General features: G+C 60.4%; 18 protein-coding genes and 1 pseudogene. 7 read left to right on the plus strand and 12 right to left on the minus strand.

The features are described from left to right. Positions 1 to 2: 2 nt before the first annotated feature. The 7 genes from V5734_RS12735 to V5734_RS12765 form a co-directional block, all read right to left on the minus strand. The gene (locus tag V5734_RS12735) at positions 3 to 3452 is read right to left on the minus strand and encodes an ATP-binding protein (RefSeq protein ID WP_347310018.1); all 3450 of its coding nucleotides are present in this window, start codon (positions 3450 to 3452) and stop codon (positions 3 to 5) included. Beyond that, positions 3449 to 4687, minus strand: coding sequence for a metallophosphoesterase family protein (locus tag V5734_RS12740; RefSeq protein ID WP_347310019.1), 1239 nt, complete (start codon positions 4685 to 4687; stop codon positions 3449 to 3451). Before V5734_RS12740 ends, V5734_RS12735 begins: the two co-directional genes overlap by 4 nt. Before the next feature lie 455 nt (positions 4688 to 5142). Next, entirely contained in the window at positions 5143 to 5541 is a 399-nt protein-coding gene (locus V5734_RS12745) for a DUF5681 domain-containing protein (RefSeq protein WP_347310020.1), read from the minus strand. Continuing rightward, positions 5534 to 5917 carry a DUF5681 domain-containing protein gene (locus tag V5734_RS12750; RefSeq protein ID WP_347310021.1) on the minus strand — a complete coding sequence of 128 codons (384 nt, stop codon included), beginning with the start codon at positions 5915 to 5917 and terminating at the stop codon, positions 5534 to 5536. Before V5734_RS12750 ends, V5734_RS12745 begins: the two co-directional genes overlap by 8 nt. Further along, positions 5914 to 7275, minus strand: coding sequence for a site-specific DNA-methyltransferase (locus V5734_RS12755; RefSeq protein ID WP_347310022.1), 1362 nt, complete (start codon positions 7273 to 7275; stop codon positions 5914 to 5916). The genes V5734_RS12750 and V5734_RS12755 overlap by 4 nt, the downstream gene beginning before the upstream one ends. Before the next feature lie 181 nt (positions 7276 to 7456). Next, a complete protein-coding gene (locus tag V5734_RS12760) occupies positions 7457 to 7927 on the minus strand; it encodes a ParB N-terminal domain-containing protein (RefSeq protein ID WP_347310023.1) in 471 nt (156 codons plus the stop codon). 357 nt (positions 7928 to 8284) lie between these two features. Then, positions 8285 to 8509 (minus strand): helix-turn-helix domain-containing protein, encoded by a 225-nt coding sequence (locus V5734_RS12765; RefSeq protein ID WP_347310024.1) that lies wholly within the window; start codon positions 8507 to 8509, stop codon positions 8285 to 8287. A gap of 55 nt (positions 8510 to 8564) precedes the next feature. On the opposite strand from V5734_RS12765, the gene V5734_RS12770 reads away from it, so the two are divergent. Beyond that, positions 8565 to 9401, plus strand: a complete 837-nt coding sequence (locus tag V5734_RS12770; RefSeq protein WP_347310025.1) for a hypothetical protein — start codon at positions 8565 to 8567, stop codon at positions 9399 to 9401. A gap of 82 nt (positions 9402 to 9483) precedes the next feature. Further along, positions 9484 to 9678, plus strand: a complete 195-nt coding sequence (locus V5734_RS12775; protein WP_347310026.1) for a hypothetical protein — start codon at positions 9484 to 9486, stop codon at positions 9676 to 9678. A 187-nt stretch (positions 9679 to 9865) separates the two neighbouring features. On the opposite strand, the gene V5734_RS12780 is transcribed toward V5734_RS12775, so the two are convergent. From V5734_RS12780 to V5734_RS12800, 5 genes and pseudogenes are all read right to left on the minus strand, one after another. Next, complete coding sequence (locus V5734_RS12780) at positions 9866 to 11863, minus strand: UvrD-helicase domain-containing protein (protein WP_347310027.1); 1998 nt, start codon at positions 11861 to 11863, stop codon at positions 9866 to 9868. Then, positions 11860 to 13917, minus strand: coding sequence for an ATP-dependent nuclease (locus V5734_RS12785; protein WP_347310028.1), 2058 nt, complete (start codon positions 13915 to 13917; stop codon positions 11860 to 11862). The genes V5734_RS12780 and V5734_RS12785 overlap by 4 nt, the downstream gene beginning before the upstream one ends. A 132-nt stretch (positions 13918 to 14049) precedes the next feature. Then, positions 14050 to 14739: a hypothetical protein gene (locus V5734_RS12790; protein WP_347310029.1), complete on the minus strand. Its 690-nt coding sequence runs from the start codon at positions 14737 to 14739 to the stop codon at positions 14050 to 14052. Continuing rightward, complete coding sequence (locus V5734_RS12795) at positions 14739 to 14879, minus strand: hypothetical protein (RefSeq protein WP_347310030.1); 141 nt, start codon at positions 14877 to 14879, stop codon at positions 14739 to 14741. The genes V5734_RS12790 and V5734_RS12795 overlap by 1 nt, the downstream gene beginning before the upstream one ends. A gap of 617 nt (positions 14880 to 15496) precedes the next feature. Continuing rightward, positions 15497 to 15995 (minus strand): annotated as a pseudogene (locus tag V5734_RS12800) (transposase); the annotation flags it as partial. A 241-nt stretch (positions 15996 to 16236) separates the two neighbouring features. On the opposite strand from V5734_RS12800, the gene V5734_RS12805 reads away from it, so the two are divergent. The 5 genes from V5734_RS12805 to V5734_RS12825 all read left to right on the plus strand — a co-directional run bounded on the left by V5734_RS12805 (position 16237) and on the right by V5734_RS12825 (position 24907). Continuing rightward, positions 16237 to 16563, plus strand: a complete 327-nt coding sequence (locus V5734_RS12805) for a DUF3489 domain-containing protein (RefSeq protein WP_347310031.1) — start codon at positions 16237 to 16239, stop codon at positions 16561 to 16563. Next, the gene (locus tag V5734_RS12810; protein ID WP_347310032.1) at positions 16560 to 17054 is read left to right on the plus strand and encodes a DUF2924 domain-containing protein; all 495 of its coding nucleotides are present in this window, start codon (positions 16560 to 16562) and stop codon (positions 17052 to 17054) included. Before V5734_RS12805 ends, V5734_RS12810 begins: the two co-directional genes overlap by 4 nt. A 1-nt stretch (position 17055) precedes the next feature. Continuing rightward, positions 17056 to 18708, plus strand: coding sequence for a recombinase family protein (locus V5734_RS12815; protein ID WP_347310033.1), 1653 nt, complete (start codon positions 17056 to 17058; stop codon positions 18706 to 18708). Between the two features lie 137 nt (positions 18709 to 18845). Continuing rightward, entirely contained in the window at positions 18846 to 19733 is an 888-nt protein-coding gene (locus tag V5734_RS12820) for a WYL domain-containing protein (protein WP_347310034.1), read from the plus strand. Next, positions 19730 to 24907 (plus strand): DEAD/DEAH box helicase, encoded by a 5178-nt coding sequence (locus V5734_RS12825; protein ID WP_347310035.1) that lies wholly within the window; start codon positions 19730 to 19732, stop codon positions 24905 to 24907. Before V5734_RS12820 ends, V5734_RS12825 begins: the two co-directional genes overlap by 4 nt. The last annotated feature ends 1 nt before the right edge of the window (position 24908 follow it).

A 24908-nucleotide genomic window follows, 5' to 3' on the forward strand; every position in this document is an offset into this window, starting at 1 on the left:
CGCTAACCCGCGATACTGTGGATCTGCACGCTGTCGCCGCAGACCTCACGCGCAATATCGACCACATGCTGATGGTGCGTGAGGTAGATCGCCTGTCCGCGCCGGCCAACCCGCTCCATCACTCGGCAGGCTGAACGCGTGCGTTCCTCGTCGAAGGTCTCGAAGATATCATCGCAGAAGAAAGGCAGCGCCGCGCCCTGATCCGCCAACTGCTCGTAGGCCGCAGCGCGCAGGGCGAGATAGAGCTGGAACCGCGTGCCTTTGGACATGTCCTGCGCCTGTTTCGCCATGCCACTCGCATCCAGCGCCAACAAGGTTTCTGCAGCTCCGTCGATCTGGGTCTGAAGTTTCGAATAGGCACCATTCGTGAGCTCCGAAAACGCCGTTTCCGTGGCTTGCATCATCGCGCTGCGGTGGGCATCGCGGTACCGACGGATCGCCGCTTCAGCGAGGCGGTGACCCAAACTCAGTTCAAGATGCCGGAGTGCCAGGTCCTGCATTTCGAGTTCGAGCGTTGTCTTTCTCTCGACCAGGAGCGCAACATCCGCATCCCCGCCGATGGCGCGCAGCGCTTGTGCGGCGGAGGTCCGCGCCTCGATCGCACCCTTATAGAGCCCTTCAATGCCATCGAGATCAGCGCTGATTTCGTCGAGCTCGGCCAGCAAACCGGTTTGGGTCGCCCCCGACAAAACGGCTCGCGCGTCCTCCAGGCTCTCCAGGTCAAGGAGCGACAACAGACTGCGCTCAAGGTCCGAACGTCTGGCCCTGTCAGAGATGACCCCGGTAGCAGTGCTGACGGCCTGCCGCAGAGCGCCCAGAGAACTGGTATCTATGCCTTCGGGAAACACCCGTGCCAGTTCAGAGACGGCACGATCTATGTCGTCCAGGACCTTTTGAGCCTTGGCCAATGAGACTTCACGCGCCTTAATCCGCTCGTTCATATCGCGCGCCTTTTCTTCGGCGTCCATCGCCTGCTCCGAGATGGCCTTTAGAGCATCGTAGTCGGACAGTGGCGATCCAGTCGGAGTGGTACCCACCCGCTCGACCAGTTTCTGCACTTTCTCGGCAAACTGGGTCTGGTCGTCTTCCATGGCCGAAACCTGACGCTCCAATGATACGCGTTCCTTGTTGTGTTCACGCAGGTCCTGGAGCGGTTGCAGCGAGGCCTCAATCAAACCTGCGTCCAAACCCTTCGGCAAGGCCGCTGCCACCCGGTCCAGCCAATCACGGCGCGCGCTCGATGCGTCCGCTTCAATGACCGCAAGCTTTTCGGTGCGCTTGGTCCGATCTCGGGTCAGGTCATCAACACGCGCCTTGGCGCCGCGCAGGTTTTCCTGATGGGTGCGCTGCGCGGCGAGATTGGTTTTCGCGACGGCGACCAATTCGTCAAACTCCGGCGCGTCGCGGCGGATGTGTTCCGAGAGCACTTTGATCAGCCGGTCCGCCTTTTTGAACGTCTCCTGATGCTCGTCTTGAATCCGGCGCAATTCGGCATCTGCGCGGGACGCCAATTCAAGCTTGCGCAACCAGCTCACGAAAGTGTCCGGGGCAAGTATGGTTTCGAGACCAGCCTCGGTCGCCGCCCCCGCCAAACGCTCCAATACTGCGTTGCGCGCTCTTTCCAGTTCGGAGACCCGTTGTTCCACCGAGCCCGCCTTTGCTTTCGCCGCCGCGAGATCCCGTTCTTCCTGGCGCAGTGTTCCAAGATCAGCAGCCTGCGAAAGTCGGAGATCCATTGCGGTGTCGACACGCGCCATAGCGACCTCGACGGCGTCAGCGCTCTCGCTGGTCAAGCTGGCTCTGTGAGCCTTCCAGAGGTCATCGCGACCCGCGCGGATGCTGCGGGTCTCGTCATCGTCTACAAGCCCATCCATGGCCTTGATCTGTGCGATCCGAGCGTCGCGTTCCGCGATTTCGACCCGAACGTTTTCCAGCTCCTGGACCGTAGTCTGATGCCGCTGCGTCGTTTCCTGCACATCGCAGAGCAGAGTTTCGGCCCCTTCCAGGGTCAGAGGAAGGGTCGGCAGAGCGTCAAAGCTTTGTCCCTTGATGGCGAGCGCATCCAGCGCGGTGCGTCGGCTGCGGCCCGCGGTCTTTAGAGCTTCGGAAGCAGCCGCATGGCGCGCGGAAAGCGTGTCGACGTCAAAGCGCTCGAGGACTTCCGCAAAGTCGACAGAAGCAGATTCCTCTGAACCAAGACGGCGCAGCTGCTCCTTGGCAGCGTCGATCCTTTCGTCGATCGCAGCCACCTCTTCCTGCTCCCGCGTAACCGCGGCATCTGCATCCCGCATCTTCTCCCGGGCCCGCTCGAGCTCTGATAAGGCGGCCGAGGACAGCACCAGACCCACAGGGTCGATACCGGCGGGTGCACCAAGATCCCGGGTTGCCAGGCCCATATCTGCGCGAACCTGTTCGAGTGTCTTGCGGCGCCGCTCCAGGTCCAGGTCGGCCGTCGCGTAACGGCTCCTCAGGGCGTCCAGATCCTCCAACTCCTGCGTCAGCGCCAGATGTTCGGGATGGTGTTCGATCGCAGCTAGGTCCGAACGCGATCCTTCGAGCTCATCGCCGAGTTTGGTGATGTCGCTCTGAGCCGTGGTCTGTTGGGTGAGCATGCGCACCAGATCTTCAGGGTCGATGTCCAATTGCGCCGGCCAGGTGCTGAAATCCGCCAGCTTGCCATCGAGCACACCGATCTCGCCCAGCACGGGCAAGGCCTTGACCCTGGCGTCCAGCCGAGCTTTCGCGGCAAAAAGCTCCTTGCGACGTTTGGAAACCTGGGCTTCCTCCAGCAGGGCATCGTCAGCCGCCTTCTTGAGCCCGCGATACTGCGACGCGGAAACATCGATTTCCCGGATCTGCTTCTCGATCTCGGCATGTTCTTTTTTCAAGGCCGCGAGCCGCGTCGAGCTCGCCCGCTTGCGATAGAGCCCGTCAGCCTCTTCCCGGACTTTGTCGAGCACATCGGAAAGTTCGCTGATCCCAGCCGCCGCAGAAAACAACAGGCGTCCGATATCGCCCTTGGCCCGGGTGATCTCTTCGCCCCCCTTTTCGATGGTCAAATCGTCCAGACACAGGAGGTTGCGGTAGTCCTCCTCGGAAAGGCCACTGAGATGGGCTTGCAACGCGCTGTTGGGCAATTCCTGGCCATGGGCATCCCGCAGCGACGGATCGCGGGTCGGAAGCCGCGCAAAGGCTGTTTCAGTGCCGTCGATATCCAAAAGGCCGGAAACCCGAAGGTTCTTGCGTTGGTGTAGAAAATCGTAGGGCTCCCTGTGCGGGAACCCGTAGAGAAGCCGGAGATAGCCTTCCATCGTCGTGGTCTTGCCGGCTTCATTTGGCCCGTAGATCACGTGGAAGTCGGGAGTGCCGACATCTCGGCGGGGCCCGAAATCAAACTGTTTGCCGGTAAACCCGCCGAAGAGATCCAGATTGAGCTGGCGCAAGCGTATCATTCCGAAGCTCCCTTCATCAGGGCAAAGAGGTGCTCCGACCCGGCCCCGGCCAACTCCTTCGTGAGGGCGGAAAGCGCCGCGGCATCGGACATGAGCTCCGCGCGCCGAGCTGGAGGAAGTTGCGACAGAACCTCATCGACTTCGGCCTGCGCCTGCGCCGCAAACCCTTCTTCTGCCGCGATCTGCGCCATCAGCCGCCCCAACTCTTGGGTGGCGCTGGTATCAGCCGCCGCATCGGGTGCCTCGAGCGCAAAGATTAGCTTCTCGATCCACAGTCGACCGGTCTCTTCGGCGATCTGCGAGACGGTTTCAGCCCAGATGTCTCGGTCGCGCAAAACTTGCCAATGCCGCGTGGTGCGCCCCGAAAGTTTAAGGCGCAAAATGGCAGCGTCATCGGCGCGCATGTCTTGGATGGGCCCATGCAGGCCACTTCGGATTCTTTGGCGGATCTCGTCATCGGCCTCGGCGCCAGAAACATCGATGCTGTGACCGAGGAACGAAATCACCGAGGTGGGCACCTCTTCGATGCCGATCGCCCCGTTCTCAATCGTTAGAAGCGTGGCCGACGTGGGACCCGCCTCGCCAATGTCGCGCCCCTGGGGGATCCCGGGCATGACGACCCAAGGCACCTCACTGTGCACTTGCCGTTTGTGCACATGGCCGAGCGCCCAGTAGTCAAAGCCCAAGGCGGCAAGTTCACTGACAGAACAGGGCGCATAGTTGTCGTGACCGGCGGCTCCGGCCAGGGACGTGTGCAGCATCGCAATGTTGATGGCGCCGGAAACCGGGCCGCCGAACTTGCCGAGCAGACTGTCGGGGGCGTGTTTACCGTTGAAGCTGACGCCGTGGATCCAGATGTCGGTACCTTCCAACTGCACCTTGCCACCCCGTCCATCGAACACGTGAACGTTGTCGGGGAGTGCAACTTCGCCGGTGATCGGGTTTTCGGCGTCGTGATTGCCTTTGATGTAGAACACCGGGATCCCGGCGGCCCGCAGCCTTTCAAGCTGCCCCACCAGAAAGGCCGCTGTCTTGGCGCTGCGCTGTGCGCCGTCGTACAGGTCGCCAGCGATTAAAAGCGCCCGGACGCCCTCAGCGAGCGCGGTATCGATGATCCGAACAAAGGCGGACCGCGTGGCCGATTGGATGTTCGCGCGCAAAGCCTCGTCGCGAAGCGCCAGGGACGTGAGCGGCGAGTCAAGGTGAACATCGGCGGTGTGCAAAATCTTGATCAAACAAACTCTCCCATAAACCAGCCCAAACGACTGCCCTCGGTCTCGGCTCGGTGTCCACCTTCCGCAATTAATTCGGGCCACGCAGCACGAATCGATCGCCAGCCATCAAACTCAGTCTACGCGCAATGGGTGTCAATTTATGACATGGCTGGTGTGGCGCCGGCGATAGTGAAACCGGGCTCTGGGATTGCCAAAACGGATCCGGAATCTCGTTGCGTCGCCCACGCGTCCAGTTCGGCCGTTTAGGCCCATCACGAAGGGGAGAGACACCCCGTACAGCAGGCGGACCGAGGTTGGCCCTCTTGTCAGCGTGCAGCACCCCATTGGTCCTGTGGCGCGCCCGTACGGCAGGTGCAGGGCAACAGCCGTACGGGCGCTGAAATTGAGACGCCACGGGCAGGCCGCGGCCTCTCTTGATCTAAGCCGCTTTCAGGCTGCCAAGACGCCGCATCGCCTCAGTCGTCCTCCAGCGGCCGATTGCGCAGGGCCTCCGTCGGCAGGCCGAGCCGTTCGAGCCGGGCGATCAGGTCTTCCCGCTTCCGGCGCTTGTCATCGATCTTTGCTTCGACGGCCGGCTGGACCTCAAGCATGATGGTGATGGCCCTCAGGAGCGCCGGCACGTCCCCCTTCAGCCCTTTGCGGCAGAGCGCCAGATAGGCCGCCTCCAGCCCGGCGAGGGACACGGGGCGCCCGTCGGGGGTCCGGGCCGTTACCGGCTCTGACAGGATCGCTGCGGCATCCCTGAGATGGTCCACGCGGGTCTTGGGCCGACCCTTCGGATTGCCCGACTGCCCCTTCCGCCACCGACTGGTTTCGGGCGGCTTGCCGTAGCCGATATCGTAGTCGTCAGGCATCGTCGCCTCCGTCTTTCTTCATCGCCGCGGCGATGCGGCGGAGCGCTTCCACCACCTTCCGCTTTTCCTCTTCAGGGTCGAACCGGTCGACGTCTGCGGCGCCCGCCTCGGCCAGAATCCGGCGCTGCAGCTCCAGCGCGCGGCGGTCACCGGCCAGAGCCAGTTCCCGCAGACGGCGGATCAGAGCCTCGCGGATCGGAATCTGATCGTCACTGCCCTGGAGCTTGACCTTGCGGCTCAGCACCCGGTTCATGTGGCTCCAGAGATCATCCTGCTTGCGCGGCCGGCCGCGGGGGTTTCCGGATTTACCCTTCTTGAAGCGGTGCTGTGCCGGCGGGTTGGCATACCCCGCCGGCTGATTGCCTTGATCGCTCATTCTGCAGCCTCCGGTGCGGGCGCCCTGGCCTCCGTGGAGCGCGTCTCGGCCGCGGCCTCGAAGGTTTCGCCGGTGGCCTCCAGCACCGGCTCGACGCCCGTAAGCGCTGCGTAGCGGCGGCAGATCACGTCACAGTAGATCGGGTCGAGCTCCACCACCCGCGCGACACGGCCGGTGCGCTCGGCCGCGATCAGCGTGGTGCCCGAGCCTCCGAAGCCGTCGAGCACGATCTCGCCGCGGCGGGTGACGTCCTTGATCGCATCGGCCACCAGCGCCACCGGCTTTACCGTCGGATGCAGCGCCAGATCCTTCTGGTTGCCGCCGAAGCTGTTCACACCGGGATAGTCCCAGACATTGGTGCGGTAGCGCCCATGTTCGCCGAGCCCGAAGGTGTTGGTGTGCGGCGCGGTGCCGACCTTCCAGACATAGATCAGCTCGTGCCGGGAGCGGTAGAAGGTCCCCATGCCGCCATTGGTCTTGGCCCAGATGACGAGGTTCTTCAGCTCGCTGTAAACCTTGGCACCGGCGGCCTGCAGCTCGGCCATGTGGCGCCAGTCCATGCAGGTGTAGTGGATCGCGCCATCAAGACTGACCGCGGCCATGGCGCCGAGAGAGGCCTCGAGGAAGGCGGTGAAGGTGTCCGCATCCATCTCGCCCGAGGCCATCGCGAATTCGCGGTGCTTTACGGTACCGGAGCCGCAGACATGGCCGTCGATCTTCACGTTGTAGGGTGGATCGGTGAACACCGCCCGAGCGCGATCGGCACCCATGAGCGCGGCATAGGTCGCCGGGTCGCGCGCGTCGCCGCAGATAAGCCTGTGCTTGCCCAGGACCCAGACGTCGCCCGGCTGGGTCACCGCCGGCCCGGGCTCGGGTTCGAGCATCTCATCAGCCGGGTCCGTGGAATCTTCGTCGGCGCTATCGTCGAGCAGCAGATCGAGCTCGGCGGTCTCGAAGCCTGTGATCTCCAGGTCGAAGTCGAGATCCAGTGCGGCCAGCGCCTGGAATTCGATCTTCAGGATTTCGCGATCCCAGCCCGCGAGCTCGGCCAGGCGGTTGTCGGCGATGACATAGGCGCGCCGCTCGGCCGGCGTGAGATGGCCCAGCACGATCGTCGGCACCTCGGCGATGCCAAGCTGCTTTGCCGCCGCCACGCGGCCGTGGCCGGCGACGATGCCGCCCTTTTCGTCGATCAGCACCGGGTTGGTGAAGCCGAACTTGCGGATCGATGCCGCGATCTGCGCGATCTGCTTGTCGCTATGGGTGCGGGCATTGCCTGCGTAGGGAATGAGATCGCCGGTCTTGCGATAGGTGATCTTGAGCCGGGTGCTTTCCGGCAGGGTCTTGATGTCAGCCATTCTGGGGCCTTTCGGTTTCGCGCTGCCGGCTCGCCGTGACAGGGGCCAGCGCCCATAAGGGCGAGCCGGTCAGCGTTGTTTCAGGGAGAGGCCGGACCGTCAGGTCCTTGCGAAGGGCCGGTCTCCCGGCACAAGATCGGCAGGCCCCCCACCGATCACTTCGCGTCCTTTGCTCAATCCGCTACTGCCGCGCGCGGATCGGCTGCTCCTTGCCATTGGCATGGAAGAAGCGGCCATTGATCTTGGCCATCGTCGCGAGGCGGATCTTTTTCACGTGCTGCAAGTCAATTTGCAGCATGTCACGGCTCCAGCCCGCGAGGTCGCCGAACTCGGTCAGCGTCTTGACGTAGTGCTTGCGCTCTTTCTCGGTGAGCCAGGCGAGCGGCAGCGTCGGGATCGTCTCGATGCCCAGGCGCAGCGCGGCTTCGACGCGCCCCTGGCCCGCGATGATGTTGCCGATGCCGTTCGTGATGACAGGCAGGGCCGCGCCGACCTCGCGGATCGTACGCGCGAAGCATTCGATGTGGTCTTCGCTGTGCTGACGCGCGCTCGGCGCGTGGTAATCCAGCTCACCCGGATGGCACCAGATGATCTTGTCGAGGGTCACGGCCCTCAGGGTGGGAACTTCGGTTCCCGTGGTGGCTGCGTGCATGGATACCTCCTTACGCAACAGGTGCCCCCGGACAATTCCGGGCGCTTCGAAACTTTTTTCGACGCCTGGGCGCCGCGTTTCACCGTTGATGCGTAAGCGAGACCCCATGTGGGGCGCTTACGGATGGGACGGTTTCCCGCCCCGAGACCGGGATATTCCCGCTCTCTGTCTCCGTTGCTGTTGAGCCGGCAGCTTTCTGCGGCTCGTACCCTACATTGGGGCGCTTGCCCAAGAGCGCAAGGGTTTTCTGCCGCGATGTATAAATGGCTTATATAGAATCTGTATTCCGGGTCGGTTTTCGGGGTCTACGAGGCCCCAAAGCATGGTCTTCGCACCAACGCCTGACCAGACGAATCTCTAACTCGCGCCGGAGCGCTGTTCGTCGAGCAACGCACCCACCGGTACGCCCAGCGCCACCGCCAACTTGTCGACCACGGTAATTGTCGGATTGCGCGCCCCGCGTTCCAGGTCGCTGACATAGGTCCGATGCAGCCCGGCCTGATGCGCAAACTCCTCCTGCGACCAGCCTTTCGACTGGCGCAGACGGCGCATGTTGAGGCTCAGGCGTTCGCGGATCTCCATTCCGCTAAAGGACGGGTCATGTCGCCGATCCGTCTACAGACGAACAGTGACATTCATGCTTGACCTCAGCCACCGCGCAAGCGTTGGTCATGTCACTGATCGACGACAATGCGAGGTTGTGACGCTGATGGAAGCGGAAGGCGCAAACGAGACGACGGCGAAGAATTCGCGGGGATGTGGCGATCCCGTCGTCATGCTTGCCGACCATATCGAAGCCATCGGGCTGGAGCCGGTTGGCGTCTCCGAAGAACACCGATATGCTTCCTTGCCGCTCTGCGTGATCGACGCGGTGTTTTCGATCGGCGTGAAATACGCGTCCACGCAAGCCACCGTGGCGCGGTTCTGCGACATGTCTGGCTGGCCGCGGTTTGCATCGTTGCGCGAGGATCGTGGCGCCGGGACCCACAGCCTCTCAGATCTGTTGGCACTCTATGACGGGTTGAGCGCGGAGACCGCAGCCCAAGTGCTCTTCGGGAACCGCCAGCGTACATCGACGACTTCAGGGATATTGAAAGCCGAGGCGGTCAGGCTTTTTGCCGAAGCTCTGCGTCAGTGCGAGATCGACACCTTCGTGGATATCACGGCGGACCGCCTGGAGCTGGCCGAGGCCACTATCCTCGGCCTCCCGGGCCAGGGTAGCGGGATCGCTTTTGACTATTTCAGGATGCTGGCCGGTGACGATGACCTCATCAAGCCCGACCGGATGATCCAGCGCTTCGTCGCCTGCGCGCTGGGGGCCGAAAAAGAACCTGAGCCGCGGCAGGCAGCGGTGTTGGTTCGGCTTGCAGCCCGTGAACTGACCGGGCGCGGGTACCGCTGGACGCCGCTCTGCCTCGATCATGCGATCTGGCAGTATCAGCGGGCCCTGCGCGCAAGCGTCGGAACGGCCTGAGTTTCTCTGCCGGACGGCAGAAACAACTGGACTTTGGCTCCGCCGGAAGCGGTCCTTGCCCGACAGGGATTGGAGCCGGAACGTGCAGGACACCGAAATGCAGGAGCTCTTCGCGCGACTAACCGCACAGTTCGAGGACTGCGCGGCGCTGGCGGCCGAGGGGCAGCGGGCTGGGCTCAGCTGGGAGGAAGCGAGGAAGCTGTTCCACGAGATCAGGGCGACAAAAAGGGCTGCCAAGCAGTCTCTTTCCCGCGTTGAACGGTATCTGGATGGCTAGCGCCAATCAAAGGGCGATGATTTGTAACGGAGCGGCCCTGAAGAGACATTCACGACAACGCCCGATGCCGCGCTGCAGCTTCATCAATCCAGACATTGATCACGGGGCGAAGGTTCGCAGCTGAAGCTCAGCGCGCATGGCCTCAAGATCTGCGCAGTCCGGTTGACAATCAGGGGACCAGAAACCATCACTCAACCCAGTCGATTCCGTTAAGCGTGATGCGAGCGACGCGCCAGCCATTTTCCCGCAGGCGGCCGATCTCGGCGTCGTCGAAGGCATCCGCCCGCATGGCAAGGCAAAGTAATCTGGCCGCTCTCGTCATTGCCACGTAGTGCAGCCTCAAACGCTGCTTTATTCGATCAGATCGACCGTTCCCACCTTGGTTTTGTCCTAGCAGCCACGGCTTTAGCTCTTTTAGATGGTGAGCGTAGTAGAAAGTTTCCAAGACAAGTGTGGCAGTATGCGTCTCCCCCTTGACCGAGTGGATGGATCCAACACGCACTTTAATAGCTGGCTCTTGCGTCGCATCCTTAAGGACGTTGTTCTGTTTTGCTTTCGCAGGATCGCCGCCGCCGATCTCGCTCCAAGCAAGAAATTCATTCGCAGCCGCAGGGGTCGCATCTGCCGCGCTCAGCACACGCCCCAATTCCTCGAAAAGCTGCTTGTACTCGGCGTCCCACCTAACCTGCACTGGAACTAGCCGTGAGACCGCGAATATTCGGACCAAAGACAAATATGTCTCCAGCGCGCCCTTGTTGCCCTCCAGAAGTTCCATAACGTAGCGGTGGTTTCGCTTTCTTGTTCCGATGGCGGTCTCAGGCGACATCAGCCGCGCCAGCCTAAGAAGTCCTTGGGCGAGCTTTTCAACCAGATCGCTTGTTTCGCCAGACAACTCGGCCAGGCGGCGTCCTGCCGCCAAATACTGGAGCAGAGTTTTCGGCCTTGGCTCTGCGCCCGATATCTCTGGATCATACTCGGGCCAGTAGTGCCTTATCGAATATGGTAGATTGTCGTCCTTGTGGGTCCGGTGAACTGCTCCCACGGCGGTGAAGTCGCCGCTGCTTAGCTCCGCCGCTCCAAACTCCTGCCGAAGATAGGCGACATATTCGTCGATGACGCGCCCGGCGCTATCGTCATCGACCAGAAAGATCGCGTGACGGCCCACAAGTTCTGGCTCTCCGCTGCGTCCAACACCTCCCTGCCCAACCAAGCCATGAGGCGAGACGCCGAGGGGATTGGCGAGAGCCGCCACGCTATTTCCGAAGCGATAACTGTTCGGAAGCGTCCACTTGATATCCTCGACGGGGAAGCTATCGGTCGCCGCTCCGTCCTGGCCTTCATAGGCATAGATCGCCTGGTTCTGGTCACCAATTCTCTGGCGCGTTACGGGACGATCGCCCGCCATAAAGATGCGCTGGAGCAACCGGGATTGAGACTCGCTGTTGTCCTGCACTTCATCGATCAGAAGTAGCGGGAAACGCTGCCTCAGATGCCGCACAACCTCGGGATGCCGGTCAAGTAAGTCGGAAGCCCAAACAAACATTTCGTCATGGCAGTACAGCCCTGCCCCATAGGAGTCCCGGCAGACGCCTTGCATGTTTTGATAGGTTTGCGATGACTTGCCAAGCACTCCGCCCTTGCCCCAAGGGATATCGCCAAGATCGAAGTCAGAGTTCTGGTAGCGCAGTCGATGAATGCTCTGCCGCCTTTGTTCGAGTGCTCGCCTGGTGACAAATGGAAGCCTCTTCCATCGCCAATTTAGGCAAATGTCGTCGTCTACGGCCTCAATCGTAATGCCTTTTGATCTCAGCCAAGGCAGGGCGAGGTATTCGTTCACGAATCCATGGATCGTGCCCACATAGTGCGGGTAGGAAAGCAGCCGTTGGCCTTCGGAGGTCGCTCCGAGCTTCCTTTCAATCTCGCGCCGCGCAGCATTGGTGTGGGAAAGGACGCAGATGCCGCGCTCTGCTGCGTTCCAATGTCGGGCGAGAATTGCCAGCTTTGCGACGAGCAGAGTGGTCTTCCCGCTTCCAGGGCACGCTTCCACATCCAAGGTCGCGTTCTCGCGCAACACACCGAGTCGCGGGTCCGCTCCGTCCGCACCAGAAAACGCCGATTCAGGCAGCCCGAGGACTTTGCAAGCCCACTGAACGTCCTGGTCGCTGACTTCTGGTAGCTCGATCACGCCGGGCCACCCGCAACTTCTTCGGCGGGCGCGGCTTCCACTTCACCTTCGCCGATTGGTGCGTCAACTCCACCGCGCCCGGTGGCGTGCCGCACAGCTGCTGTGACGTAAGACGGAAGAAGCTCCGTGAGGGCTGCGGCATCGTATTTGCCCCTCGCAACCTTCCACTCCAGAATCTCCGAGAGGTACTGGGCGGCGATTGGCTTTGACGCCTTCGGGGAGTTCGTAAACAGGGAATAGACGTGGGAAGCCAACTCTTCGGCATTTCCGCACGCCTCCTGTTTTCCCTTGAACTCTGCCTTGGCCGCGCGCGTCACACGGAAGATGTTCTCGGCCTTGTCAGGCTCGTTGATCTTCTCATCTTGCCGCGCAAGCGTTCCGGCAATCCACACTTCTTCAGCCAACCCATGGAGAGCGAGATCATACTCCAAGGTCCAATCATTGGATACGAACGTGTCGACAAACTGGCCGCTGGCTTTCGCGCGGATCGCCTCGCGGCGCACATCCAACTCACCATCCGCGAAGTCGCTTTTCATGCGCCACCGACGGTCCTTAAGGGCCGGGAATGGTTCTGTCTTCCCGACAACCACAGGGGCGCAATCCGGCATTACATCCATATCGGTGATGCAGGCGACAGGCACTTTTATCAGGCCGTCGACCTCAGGATCCTTGCGCTGAAATATTCTGGCGAAGCGGCGCAGCCCGACGCCGCCCACATTGACGATTGAGACGCCATGAGCCGATAAATCCATCTCAATCAGCCGCGCAAGCGTTGGCAGCAGGATATTCTCCGCATCGCCCTCCACGATCATGACGCCTCTCGCGAAGAAGAGGTTTGCCTTGGTCACGTCAAGGAACCGCTGCAAGAAGCGGTAATCGTCGGGACTTAGCTCCGTGTGCCCGCGTGCAAGCGTGAAAGCTTTGCCGCCATGAATGAGAACCAGGCTGTCCAAAGGGATCGCCGAGGCTAGGTTAGGGCTGTGCGTTGTTAGAATAATCTGAATTTCGTTCTCGCCATTCGCTCCGGATCCACTGGATTGCTCTGCCAAGAACTGCATCAGGCGAAGCTGCCTTTGCGGGTGCAGATGTGCCTCAGGTTCTTCAATGAGCAATAGCGGCAGTCCGACATCCTCCGAGCCAAGCAGCAAAAGCTCGCACGCCATAAAGAGCAGGTTGTTGGATCCAAGGCCCCGGTTAGCAGGAAGTTCCGGCGCAGTGCCGCTTCTAAGCTCAAGCTCCAGACGTTCGAGAAGCTGACGAAGCCTCGCGTCGCGGTCACCCTGTCTGCCCACGGATATTTGGCCTTCGAGGTCATCACCTGCAAAGGAAAGCGGCCTAAGATAGGTTTCGTTCAGGGTCTGCCGTGCTTGGCGAATTCCCTCATGCTCAACGATCAATGCACTCGAATAATCTCCGATCCCAAGCACGCTGAGGTCGGCCACATTCGGCGCGGGGTTGGCAGCGGGATCATAGTCTGCGCCTATGTCGGTGACCTGCTTGGTGCTCTTGAGAATCTCCGATAGCCTTGAACCGCGTCCCGCAGCCAGGGCGCGCTCGGCATCACGCAGGGGGCGCAAGTATGTGGAGCGCAGCAATTCCCGCGCCTCGACATCAAGTGCCGGGCCATCACCGTTTTTTCCCGTCCGAACCTCAGAAAAGACCATCCTGCGGCCACTGCGGGCACCGCTTTTGTCCTTGGTAGTCCAGTGGACGTATAACGCGACATCGGGCTCGCCGCCTTCATCCACATAGGTCAGGAACTCGGCGAACGCGCCTTGCTCTTTCAAGCTTAGGCCATCAAGCCGACAGCAAATCCGAATTTCCTTGCGTCTCCCGGCACCGCCGGCGGGCCAGTGAAAGTCGCTATCCTGAACGCGGTAGTATTCCTGATCGCGCGTTCCGAAGATGAACCTCAATGCATCGATGACAGCCGTCTTGCCTGAATCATTTTCCCCTAACAATGCCGTCAGGCCGGGCGAGAGCGGTAGCACAAATTTCTGGTCTCCCTCACCAAAGCACCGGAAATTTTCAATCTCAATCTTGCTAATATACATGGCTGCCCCGCGCTTCTTCCTTCAGGCCTAAAATCCATCTGAAAAACAATGAGGGACACCGAGTATCAAGACAACGCCCCCGGGGTAGTTATCCACAAAATCTGGGTCATCCTAACGATCATCCAGCCGGACCTATTCGCCAGGAAACTCGAACTCGGCAGCTTCATATCTGCGGCCTCTTGTGCCCATATGCACCGATGTCTCCAGCCCGGCAAGCCGGTAGGCGTTTGCCACGCCGTAGTCGTTCGACGAACTTGGCACCCGCTCTATGTAGGCGAGCGATAGCGAAGCGAGCAGGCTTGTCGCTGCTTTGATCTCGTGGCGGCGAATACCGGAGTATTCAATGATCTTGTCAAAACTGATGTTGGCCAGATTGGTATCCCTGCCACGGCGCGCGGCGAAGAGCAGATAAAGCTTGAGGGCGTTCAGCTCCGCCTTGCTGCGCAAGTGGAAGTGTCTGAATGCCTCCACCACAGGGCCGACATAGAGCGGCTTTGCCGGAAGCTTGCACCAACCGCCGCTCAGGTCGTAGCCGACCAGTTGGAAGGAACTGCGGCCATCCTGCCAGCGTTTGACAATGCCGCGCCGCTCAAGAAGGCTTAGACCTTTGGAAAGCTTCGCGCGGCTCATATCCGTAGCCGCACAAAGGTCGTCATAGGTTATTTTGGTCAGGCCGGTCTCTTGGTCCGCGTGATGTGCGATGACAACCAAAGCCATGAGTGCCGCCGTGTTGTCCGAGGCACCATCCGTCCACTTGAACTTCTTAAGACCGTGCTCCTCGATCCAAACCGAGGGCAGATTTACCCATTTGCGTATCGCCATCACTTCTCCTTCTTGGCGACCGTGACCACCGCATAGATCGCGTATGCCGCCAGTCCAAATGCCGCCAAGATCAAGATCAGAACTAGCACTCCGGGCGGCAGGCCGGAGAGCAGTTCACCAAGGTTCGTCAATTCTTCCATCGTTTGCTCCATCGTCGTTTCGCGTTTGCTCGATGAAGCAAAAATTCGCAGAGGACACAGAATATCTCTAGAAACAGTGTCAGGGCAATTCCAAAGAATTTGCAGTCTTAATCGTTTTATTTCAATATATTAAGTTCACAACAATAGGCTTTGAGCGATCCTAAAACAGTTCACGAACGCGAGCCCATGAACCGTATGAGCAGTTTTCGGCAGTATGACCGCTGCTAGTCACCCATCGATATGAGACTTGAAGCATAGCAATTTTTCGGCGCGTTTGCACCCTTGCGGGCCGGGCTGTCGTGAACCGAGCCCGCCTTCGTCGGTCTCGGACAACCGGTTTCCATCACTTGCGAGAAATCGTCGGCCAGCCCCGATGGGCTGACTTTCCTTTTCTTTGTTTGGGGGCCTCACGGCCCCGTCCTCCATCGGGAACAGGCCCTTTGCAAGTACCTCGGGCGGAAGCCAGAAACCGTGGCTCGGCTATCAGCCATTACTAGCTCGATCCACCGACGCGAATCTTGCCCGACCATTGCAACCGCATGTCTTTCTGTCATCCTTTCGCTCTTCAAATTTGGCCCGAATATTGCGCCGCCATCCGTCGGGTCGATTTGCGAGGCGTCCCAGTCTTCCTTCGGCATCGAGTTCTGCTTGTTCGCGTCCGCTTCGATCAGGCTGGCATTGACCGCAATGCGCTGCCCACTCACCAAGCCTTCCTCGATGCAGCGTGCGACCGTCATCTCGAACAGGTGGCGTAGCAGCTCGCTGTCACGAAACCGGCCATGGCGGTTCTTCGAAAAGGTGGAGTGATCCGGCACCCGGTCAGCAAGGTCGAGGCGGCAGAACCAGCGATACGTGAGGTTCAGATGGACCTCTTCGCAGAGCCGCCGCTCAGATCGTATACCAAAGCAATATCCCACCAGTAGCATCCGGATCAGCAGTTCGGGATCGACGGACGGGCGGCCGGTGTGGCTGTAGAAATCCGCCAGATGGGCCCGGATGCTGTTCAGATCGACGAACCGATCAATCGACCGCAGCAGATGGTCTTGGGGGGACATGATCCTCGAGCGAGAACTCGTAAAACAGAGCCGCCTGCGCTTCCTGCCTCGGTCCCATCATCGCAAATCCTCCCGCTCATCGAGAGAATTGAAACAGCGACTTACCACCCAATCAAGCGCGAGTTTTTCAACAAAATACGCCCTTTTGCCCACCAACAATTTCCCGCTGGACTTCGTCTGCCCCGCAAGCGGTAGTCAGGTCATGCCGACACGGCGGGTTCGTTTGGCGCCACTGCCCGGAACTCCGGGCTCTGCTTGGTAGGAAGGCCGGAACGGATCCGACCCCAACCAGGAGGCCAACCATGGCGAAGAAACCCGCGACCACATCCGACACCAACGCAGTCACCAGCGCAACGACCGAGTCGGAAGCTACGATACGCACGGAGAGCAAGAAGGATCGGCTGATCGGGATGCTGAGCCGTGACGGTGGCACCACGATTGCTGCGATCAGCTCGGCACTCGGTTGGCAACCGCATACGACGCGCGCGGCGATCACCGGCTTGCGCAAATCGGGCCACGAGGTCGAAACGGCCAAGCCGGAGGATGGCACCTCTGGGTTGATCTATCGGATCGCCGTCGGCGCTGGCGCCGACGCGAAAGCGAAAAACAGTTCGGAGGTTGACCAATGAGCTTGGCCAACCGACCGGTTTCCCTGAAGGACCTGCCCGAGGCTCTCACCGCTCTTGAAACCGCAGATCGCGCCGCCCTGCTCGACCGTTGGCGCGAGGTGATCGGGGCACCGCCCCCGAAGAGCCTCTCGATGCCGTTCTTGCGCCGCGCGCTCGCCTTTGAACTGCAATGTCAGGCGCTCGGGGGCCCCAAGGTTCGAACCCTCGAGGATCTCGACCGCATCGCCGCTGGCAGCGCATCCCGGGCGTCCGTTGGCACCAAGCTGCGCCCTGGCTCCAAACTGATCCGGGAATGGCAGGGCCGCACCTGGACCGTTGAGGTGACCGACGGTGGCTTCCTGATGGCCGGGGACCGATATGTCTCGCTCTCCGCCATTGCCCGGAAGATCACTGGCGCGCGCTGGTCAGGACCACGGTTTTTTGGGTTGGCTGAGGAGGTTCGGCGGGACGATACGCCCACCAAGCTGTCTCATCGCAGAAAGGCGGCTTGAGATGGCCCGCCGAATCCGATGTGCAATCTACACCCGGAAATCCTCCGAAGAAGGACTTGATCAGGACTTCAACTCGCTCGACGCCCAGCACGAGGCATGCGGTGCCTATGTGACGAGCCAGAAGGCGGAGGGTTGGGTACTCATCCCGATCCGCTACGATGACGGAGGGTTGTCCGGGGGGACCCTGCAGCGGCCTGCATTGCAGCGCCTGCTCGCGGACATCGAGGCAGGTCTCGTCGATCAAATCGTCGTCTACAAGATCGACCGGCTGACCCGGTCGCTGTCCGACTTTGCGAAGATTGTCGATCGGCTCGATGCCGCCGGCGCCTCCTTCGTCTCGGTCACCCAGTCCTTCAACACCGCCACCAGCATGGGACGGCTGACATTGAACATGTTGCTGAGCTTTGCCCAGTTCGAACGGGAGGTGACGGCCGAAAGGATCCGCGACAAGATCGCCGCCTCGAAGAAGAAGGGGCTCTGGATGGGCGGCACAGTTCCCTTCGGCTACCAGCCTGACGGCCGCAGCCTGAAGATCGACGAGACCGAAGCGCCAATCATCCGCCGGATCCATGACCTCTATCACGATCTCGGCTCAGTCCGCGCAACCGCCGAACGTGCGGAAAAACTTGGCTATCGAACTCGGTTTCGGTCGTTCGCTACGGGAACCTCGACCGGCGGAACGCCCTTCAGCCGCGGGCACATCTATCAGATCCTGAGCAACCCGCTTTACGCCGGCCGCATCCGGCACCGGGATAAGATCTATGACGGGCAGCATCCCGCAATCATTGACCCTGCAGCATGGGACGAAATGCAAGAACGTCTTGCCTCCGCAGCGGCCCGCACACGCGGTCGGTCGAACGCGGCGGAACGCTCGCCCTTGGTCGGCAAGCTCTTCGATGAGACCGGAGATCGGTTGACCCCGAGCCATTCTCGGAAAAACGGCAAGCGTCTGCGCTACTACATCTCGCGCAGGTTGGTGACCGACCGGCGTGAGAAACACGCCGATGCATGGCGGTTGCCGGCCCGAGATCTTGAGGCCGGTATTGCCCGTGTCCTCGGCGATCACCTGCGCAAACCCACCGTGGTGACAGATCTGGTCCGGGACATCACGGCCTCCGAGGTTCCCGATCTGCAGGCGAAGCTTCGACAGGTCGCAAATGATTGTGACCCGGAGGGCAGCGCTGACGCCTGGGCACCGCTGCTGCGCCGCGCCGATCTTGCGCAGGGTAGCATCCTCTTGCGGCTCGACCGGAAGGTTCTGGCGGAACGGCTTGGCATCGCGCCGGATCGGATTGAAAGCTCGGCCCGACGGGTTCCCGCATCCTTTCAGATGCAACGTCGAGGTGTCGAAGCACGCATCATTCTCGGAAGCGCGGTTCCGCGGGTCGATCCAGTGCTTGCGAAGAACATCCTGACTGCACAACGATGGTACGCGGCCATTAAGGACGGCGCCTCCTTCGGCGACCTTGCCGCTCGAGAGAAAACCACGTCGAGCCGCATTCAGCAGATGATCGGTCTCGCCTTCCTCGCCCCCGATATTCTGGATCAGGTTGCCGCGGGTAACCAGCCCGTTTCCTTCACGTCGGAATTGTTCAAACGAAGGCAGCTACCCCCAGAATGGAATAAGCAAGAACAGATTGTTCGCGAGCTTTGACTGCTTCTGACATCAGAAAAGTCTCATATTTCAAAGTATTTGGATTGCGCGCGACCATCTCCCCCGATAGCCTGGAATAGGACCAGAAAGTGGGTGCACATAGTTTCGGTGCGCGACAGCTATGCCGGGAGAACATAGTGGACTCCGATAAGTCGGAACTTCGTTGGGGAGTCGAGCAGCGCCTCGAGTTCATAGAGTTCCGCCTGTTCTGGGAGGGGCACGTGAACCGCAGCGATCTGATGAACCAGTTCGGGGTCTCGGTGAACCAGGCGTCCAACGACCTGAACCGCTACATCGGCTTTTCTCCGGACAACATGGTCTACGACAAGAGCGCACGGACCTATGTCCGAGGCGCTGAATTCAAGCCGGTGTTCCTCGAGCCAGACGCGAGCCGCTACCTTACGCAACTTCGGTCTGTCGCAGATCAGATCCTCAGCCGCGAGGATGCCTGGATAGCGGATCTCCCGCCCTACGCCTCGACGCCTACTCCAGTGCGCGGAGTCAATCCAGTGACACTTCGGTCAGTCGTTGGGGCTATTCGTCGGTCCGAGGCGATCGAGGTGAAATACCAGTCTCTGTCTATCCCAGAGCCGCGCATGCGCTGGATTGCTCCGCACGCCATCGCGTTCGACGGGTTTCGATGGCACACCCGGGCGTATTGCTTGACCGAAAGGTGTTTCAAGGACTTCCTGCTCTCGCGAATTCTCAAAATCCGAGCGGTGCGCGAGAGCGAAATATCGGCCGGTGATGATTACGACTGGCATTCCGAAGTCACGCTGGAAGTCGCTCCACACCCCGACCTATCGGAGACGCAGGCGAAAGTCATCGCGCTCGACTACGGGATGCGGGATGGCAAAGCTAAGATCAATGTCCGTCGCGCGCTCCTTTATTACGCGCTAAGGCGGCTGGGATTAGATACTGACCCGGCGGCCAGGGAACCGCAGGATCAGCAGATAGTGCTACTGAATCGGGATAAAATTCACGAGAGCAAACAATTGAGCTCCGAGAGACAAGGTTTCCAATGAAAGCGTTTGAATTCGACCATCAATTGATAAATGCCTACGAGCACTTCTCGCGTTCATTCAGCGCAATCCGAGCGCCTGATCTGAAATCCGAGATCGACGCCCAGTACGACGCCGGAAAATTCTGGCCGGATGCCCTCTTGTCACTGAACCCGCGCTTCATGGCCGGGCCGACGGTCGACGAGCTCGTTGCCACGGGTGATCTTGATGAGGGGACGGGCAAGGTCTTTCGGTTTGGCACGACACCACTACGCTTTCATCGGCACCAAGCCGAGGCAATTGCGAAGGCGAAGCAAAGCAAAAGTTATGTCGTCACTACCGGCACAGGTTCGGGGAAATCCCTGTGCTTCTTCGTACCGGTTGTCGATGCAATTATCCGCGCGCGGCGCGCAGGAAAGCCGCGGCGCACAACGGCAATCATCGTCTACCCCATGAACGCACTGGCAAATAGCCAGATGAAGGAAATTGACAAGTTCATCGCCGGTTCCGGTTTGCCAGATAATCTCAAGCCGGTGGTCAAGCGCTACACGGGTCAGGAAAGCCGAGAAGAACGCGAGCGCATCGCTGCCAATCCGCCAGATGTTCTCCTGACCAACTACATGATGGCGGAACTGCTTCTGACGCGTCAGGACGAACTGGACTCGAAAGTCGTCTCGAACGCGTCCGGTCTCGAGTTCATCATTCTCGACGAACTCCATACCTATCGCGGGCGCCAAGGTGCCGATGTCGCGGTCCTCGTTCGACGCCTGCGGGACAGGTGCTCGCCGGACAAGGAGCCAATCTGCATCGGGACCTCGGCAACGATGGCCTCCGAGGGATCGGACGAGAGCCGCGCGCTTGCTGTCGCGAAGGTAGCGTCTCGTCTGTTTGGCTCCGACATTGGCCCGGACGCGGTCATCGACGAGTCTTTGCAGCGCGCGACCGATGACACCCTGAAGACCGAGCACGTCCTTGGCGCTTTGAAGACGGCCCTGACTCAGCCTTTACCGGACGCACTCGATGACGAAACACTGAGGCGCCATCCGCTCTCGGTGTGGGCCGAACTCGAACTCGGATTGGACGATGGGCTTGAGCTTCGCAGGAAGAAGCCGATCCCTTTCGAAGAGGCCGTCGAAAAGCTCTCTCTGGCCAGTGCGGTCGATGCCGAAACCTGCCGAGACTATCTCGAAAAATTCCTGACCCGGGTAAGCCTGCCGGAGCATGAGCGCGGCGGCGCGAAGGACGGAGCCTTTCTCGCCTTCAAACTCCACCGTTTCATCTCCGGTGCCGGTGAAGTCTTTACGACACTCACAGCCAGGCCGCGTCGGATCCTTCTTGAAGGGCAGCTCGAGGACCCCGAAGCCCCTGGCAACCGCCTCTACCCCACGCGGTTCTGCCGAAACTGTGGTCAAGAATATCATGTCGTGACGAAGGTCGACGATGATGGGAGTTTGCGCTTTCTGCCCCGAAGCATCGACGACACTCCGCTCGACACTGACGAAGACGAGGTCGCAGGGTATCTCTGTCCGGTGACGCCCGGCGATACTGACTTTCAGTTCACTGGCGAGCTTGAGGGTTACCCCGAAAGCTGGCGAGAAGAGAAAAACGGCATTGAACGGCTGAGAGGGTATCGCAAGAAGCGTATGCCGGTATCCTACGTCGTCGGTGCTGATGGTCGCCATGGAGCGGGCGGAAACGATTTCTGGTTCATCCCGGGAAAGTTCGCGTTCTGCCTATGCTGTCATGACGAACCGACGCAGGGGATGCGCGAACGCAGCAAGTTGGCGGGGCTCTCCGGCGAAGGGCGAAGCTCGGCAACAACCTTGCTCGTAGCCAGCGCCCTGGAGTGGATGAACAAACCTGGCAGCGGCGTACCCGAGACGAAGCGGAAGCTTTTGGGGTTCACGGATAACCGTCAGGATGCAGCCCTGCAGTCTGGCCATTTCAATGATTTCCTCTTCGTAAGCCTGTTGCGCGGAGCCATCCTCCGCGCGGTCATTTCTGCTGGCGCAGGTGGGCTCGCAGAAGACGAGTTCGGCCTGCAGGTTGTGAAGGCGCTCGGCTTTACTGCCGCCAACAAAGAGGCGCGCCAGCATTGGCTACTGGATTCGAATGCTGGTGCCATCATTCGCGAAGACGCCCAGCGGTCGCTCGCAAAGGTTTTAGCCCATCGTGTTTGGACGGACCTGCGTCGCGGTTGGCGCTTCACCAACCCCAGCTTGTCTGTCCTGAACCTGATCGACGTGAGTTTCCTCGGCCTCGAGGAAATCTCTGAAGATCGCGAGCGCTTCATGGCCATCCATCCAGCGCTGGGAGACCTCGGCCTCGAGCAGCGGCAGGCAATTCTCAAGGCAATTTTGTCCGCGATGCTCGAGGGCCTGGCTGTTCAGACCGAAGCCTTGGATCTGACTGTCCTCGACGGCGTGGCCCAGAAATCCCGAATGCTGCTTCAGGCACCTTGGGCAATCGACCAAAAGGAAAATCCGCGAGCGCGGTCCTCACTTGTCCTGCGCGCGGGCAGCAAGAACGTCGTCACGCTGCGTGAAGAACAAACGCTTCTCCGGGCAGGTCCGAATTCGCGGATCGCACGGCTCGTGAACCGGAAATCCGTTCTCGGCACGAAGCTGAACAAGGATGAGTACTACGAGTTCATGGAAGGGATGCTTGCCTTCCTGAGCGACGAAGGGCTGCTGGTGCCAGTCGAACTCGATAGCGATGTGACGGGCTGGCGCCTGTCACCATCTGCGGTTCGGCTTGTGCCTGGACCGGCCCTCGATGATGAAACCCACCGCGGCAACCGATATTTCCACGACCTTTACACCGCGATTGCCAGTGACCTTGGCGCTGGGCGTAGTTCCTACTGGGGGCTGGAGGGACGCGAGCACACGGCTCAGGTTTCGCAAAAGCAGCGGGAATGGCGGGAATGGCGGTTCCGTTTCGAGCAGGACGACATGGACCATCTCGCGACCTCGGAGTACCGAACGGAAATTCGGGCGACCGGCGAGTCCGATCGGTTCCTGCCCGCGCTGTTCTGCTCTCCGACTATGGAACTCGGCGTTGATATTTCTGCCTTGAACGCCGTCTACCTGCGCAACGTACCGCCTACGCCGGCGAATTACGCGCAGCGCGCTGGTCGTGCCGGTCGATCGGGTCAGGCGGCGGTTGTCGTGACCTACTGCGCCTCGGGGTCTCCGCATGACCAGTATTTCTTCGAGCGGCGCAACGATATGGTTGCCGGTGTCGTGCGGCCGCCAGCACTCGACATCACGAATGAAGAGCTGGTCCGATCGCACCTGCACGCGGTGTGGCTGGCGGAAGCGAAACTGGCGCTTTCTCCCGACATCCCAGAGATTCTGGACCTTCACGGGGATAAATTCCCGCTGAAGGAGGACGTCCTAGCGGTCATCTCGAAACCCTCTCTGGTTTCGCAGGCACGGGGGCCGATGGCGCGTGTCTTGAAGCAGATTCTGGCGTCCGACGGAGGGCAAACCCCGATCTGGATGGACGATCCGGACGAGTTCGTTCTTCACACGGCCATGAATGCCCCAAAGGAGTTTGACCGCGCCTTCGACCGTTGGCGGGAGCTTTATAGCTCTGCCAGGACGCAATTGGCAGAGGCCAACAAGCGTTCGGAGATCACAGGGCTCTCGGGAGCCGACCGGCGCAAGATCAAGGCCGCACAAATGCAGGCCCAGGATCAGATCGCCATCCTCGAACAAGGCAAAGCCTCGAATGGCTCCGACTTCTATTCGTATCGGTATCTGGCAACAGAGGGCTTCCTGCCCGGGTACAACTTCCCCCGCCTGCCGCTCTACGCATTTGTCCCTGGCGAAGGTAAGACGGGCTCATTCCTTTCCAGAGCCCGCTTCCTCGCCATTTCCGAATTCGGCCCGCGCAGTCTGATCTATCATGAAGGCCGTGCCTACCGAGTCATGAAAGCCAAACTGCCCCCCGAGGTGCGTCAGGGCGACGGATCGGAATTGGCGACCAAGGATATCTACATGTGCTCCAACTGTGGCGCATCGCATGAGGGCGAGGTCGAGCGTTGCCATGGGTGCAACAACCACATGGCGGGTGAGGTCCCCATCAAGAAGACCCTGCGCATCGATAACGTCGAGGCCGCCCCGACTGAGCGCATCACGGCGAACGATGAAGAGCGCGTTCGGCAGGGCTTTGACATCCAGACCGTCTTCTCCTGGCCGAAGAAGGATGGGCAGGTCCAAGTGACCAACGCCAAATTCGTCTGTGGCGAGACTTCGCTCTTGGCCCTGCAATATGCCAACAGCGCAGAAATCAGCCGACTGAACAAGGGCTTGAAGCGCCGAAAGGACCAGACGGTCTTCGGTTTCCACATCGATCCGAGGTCCGGATATTGGGCGAAATCTGACGACGAGGACAGCGACACGGACGTCCCGCCGGACGTGGTCAAGCCGGTTCGCATTGTCCCGATTGTCCGCGACAGAAAGAATGCCCTGTTGTTCCGCTTCGAAAAGCCAGAGCAGTATGAGCCCGAGACGATCGCGACGGTTCAACATGCGTTGCTGCGTGGAATCGAAGTGGTTTTCCAGTTGGAAGAAGGCGAAATCCTCGGTGAACCGCTGCCCGCGAGGGACAACCGTCGCGCAATCCTTGCCTACGAGGCAACGGAAGGCGGCGCCGGCGTGCTCACGCGCCTGATTGATGACGGTAAGGCAATCAACGAGGTGGCGAAGACCGCACTTGGTCTGATGCACTTCGAGAATGTGGATGCTGCGATTGCGGCGGGTGATGCGGATCTGTTGCAGGAGAAGAAAGACGGAAGCTGTGTTCGCGGCTGCTACCGTTGCCTGCTGTCCTACTTCAACCAACCGGACCATGAGCTGATCGACCGCTCGAGCCCGGAAGTGGCGCAATTCCTGATCGATCTTGCACGCGGCACAATTTCCCTTGCTGCGAAGCCGACTGCTGGAACGGTGGCATCACCATGGCTTGAGGCATTCAGCGCAGCAGGCATTCCCCAAGTCGATACGATGCCCGCGAGCTTTGGCGGGCGCGAATTCGAGTTCGTTTGGCGCGCATTCGCGGTTGCCGCAACGACCGCTGACCTGACAGCAGAAGCTGAGGCAGACGCGATGAACAAGGGCTGGGTCGTTTTTGGATTGCCTTCGACTCCGTCGGAAGGACTGCCAGATGGCTTCATGAAGAATTTTGAAGGTTGAT

Origin of the sequence: Defluviimonas sp. SAOS-178_SWC, assembly GCF_039830135.1 — a bacterium.
Lineage (GTDB): Bacteria > Pseudomonadota > Alphaproteobacteria > Rhodobacterales > Rhodobacteraceae > Albidovulum.

Coding starts and splice junctions, on each gene's coding strand:
- V5734_RS12735 (WP_347310018.1), bottom strand. CDS start 3,452: ATGATACGCTTGCGCCAGCTCAATCTGGATCTCTTCGGCGGGTTTACC.
- V5734_RS12745 (WP_347310020.1), bottom strand. CDS start 5,541: ATGCCTGACGACTACGATATCGGCTACGGCAAGCCGCCCGAAACCAGT.
- V5734_RS12750 (WP_347310021.1), bottom strand. CDS start 5,917: ATGAGCGATCAAGGCAATCAGCCGGCGGGGTATGCCAACCCGCCGGCA.
- V5734_RS12755 (WP_347310022.1), bottom strand. CDS start 7,275: ATGGCTGACATCAAGACCCTGCCGGAAAGCACCCGGCTCAAGATCACC.
- V5734_RS12760 (WP_347310023.1), bottom strand. CDS start 7,927: ATGCACGCAGCCACCACGGGAACCGAAGTTCCCACCCTGAGGGCCGTG.
- V5734_RS12765 (WP_347310024.1), bottom strand. CDS start 8,509: ATGGAGATCCGCGAACGCCTGAGCCTCAACATGCGCCGTCTGCGCCAG.
- V5734_RS12770 (WP_347310025.1), top strand. CDS start 8,565: ATGCTTGACCTCAGCCACCGCGCAAGCGTTGGTCATGTCACTGATCGA.
- V5734_RS12785 (WP_347310028.1), bottom strand. CDS start 13,917: ATGTATATTAGCAAGATTGAGATTGAAAATTTCCGGTGCTTTGGTGAG.
- V5734_RS12790 (WP_347310029.1), bottom strand. CDS start 14,739: ATGGCGATACGCAAATGGGTAAATCTGCCCTCGGTTTGGATCGAGGAG.
- V5734_RS12795 (WP_347310030.1), bottom strand. CDS start 14,879: ATGGAAGAATTGACGAACCTTGGTGAACTGCTCTCCGGCCTGCCGCCC.
- V5734_RS12805 (WP_347310031.1), top strand. CDS start 16,237: ATGGCGAAGAAACCCGCGACCACATCCGACACCAACGCAGTCACCAGC.
- V5734_RS12810 (WP_347310032.1), top strand. CDS start 16,560: ATGAGCTTGGCCAACCGACCGGTTTCCCTGAAGGACCTGCCCGAGGCT.
- V5734_RS12815 (WP_347310033.1), top strand. CDS start 17,056: ATGGCCCGCCGAATCCGATGTGCAATCTACACCCGGAAATCCTCCGAA.
- V5734_RS12825 (WP_347310035.1), top strand. CDS start 19,730: ATGAAAGCGTTTGAATTCGACCATCAATTGATAAATGCCTACGAGCAC.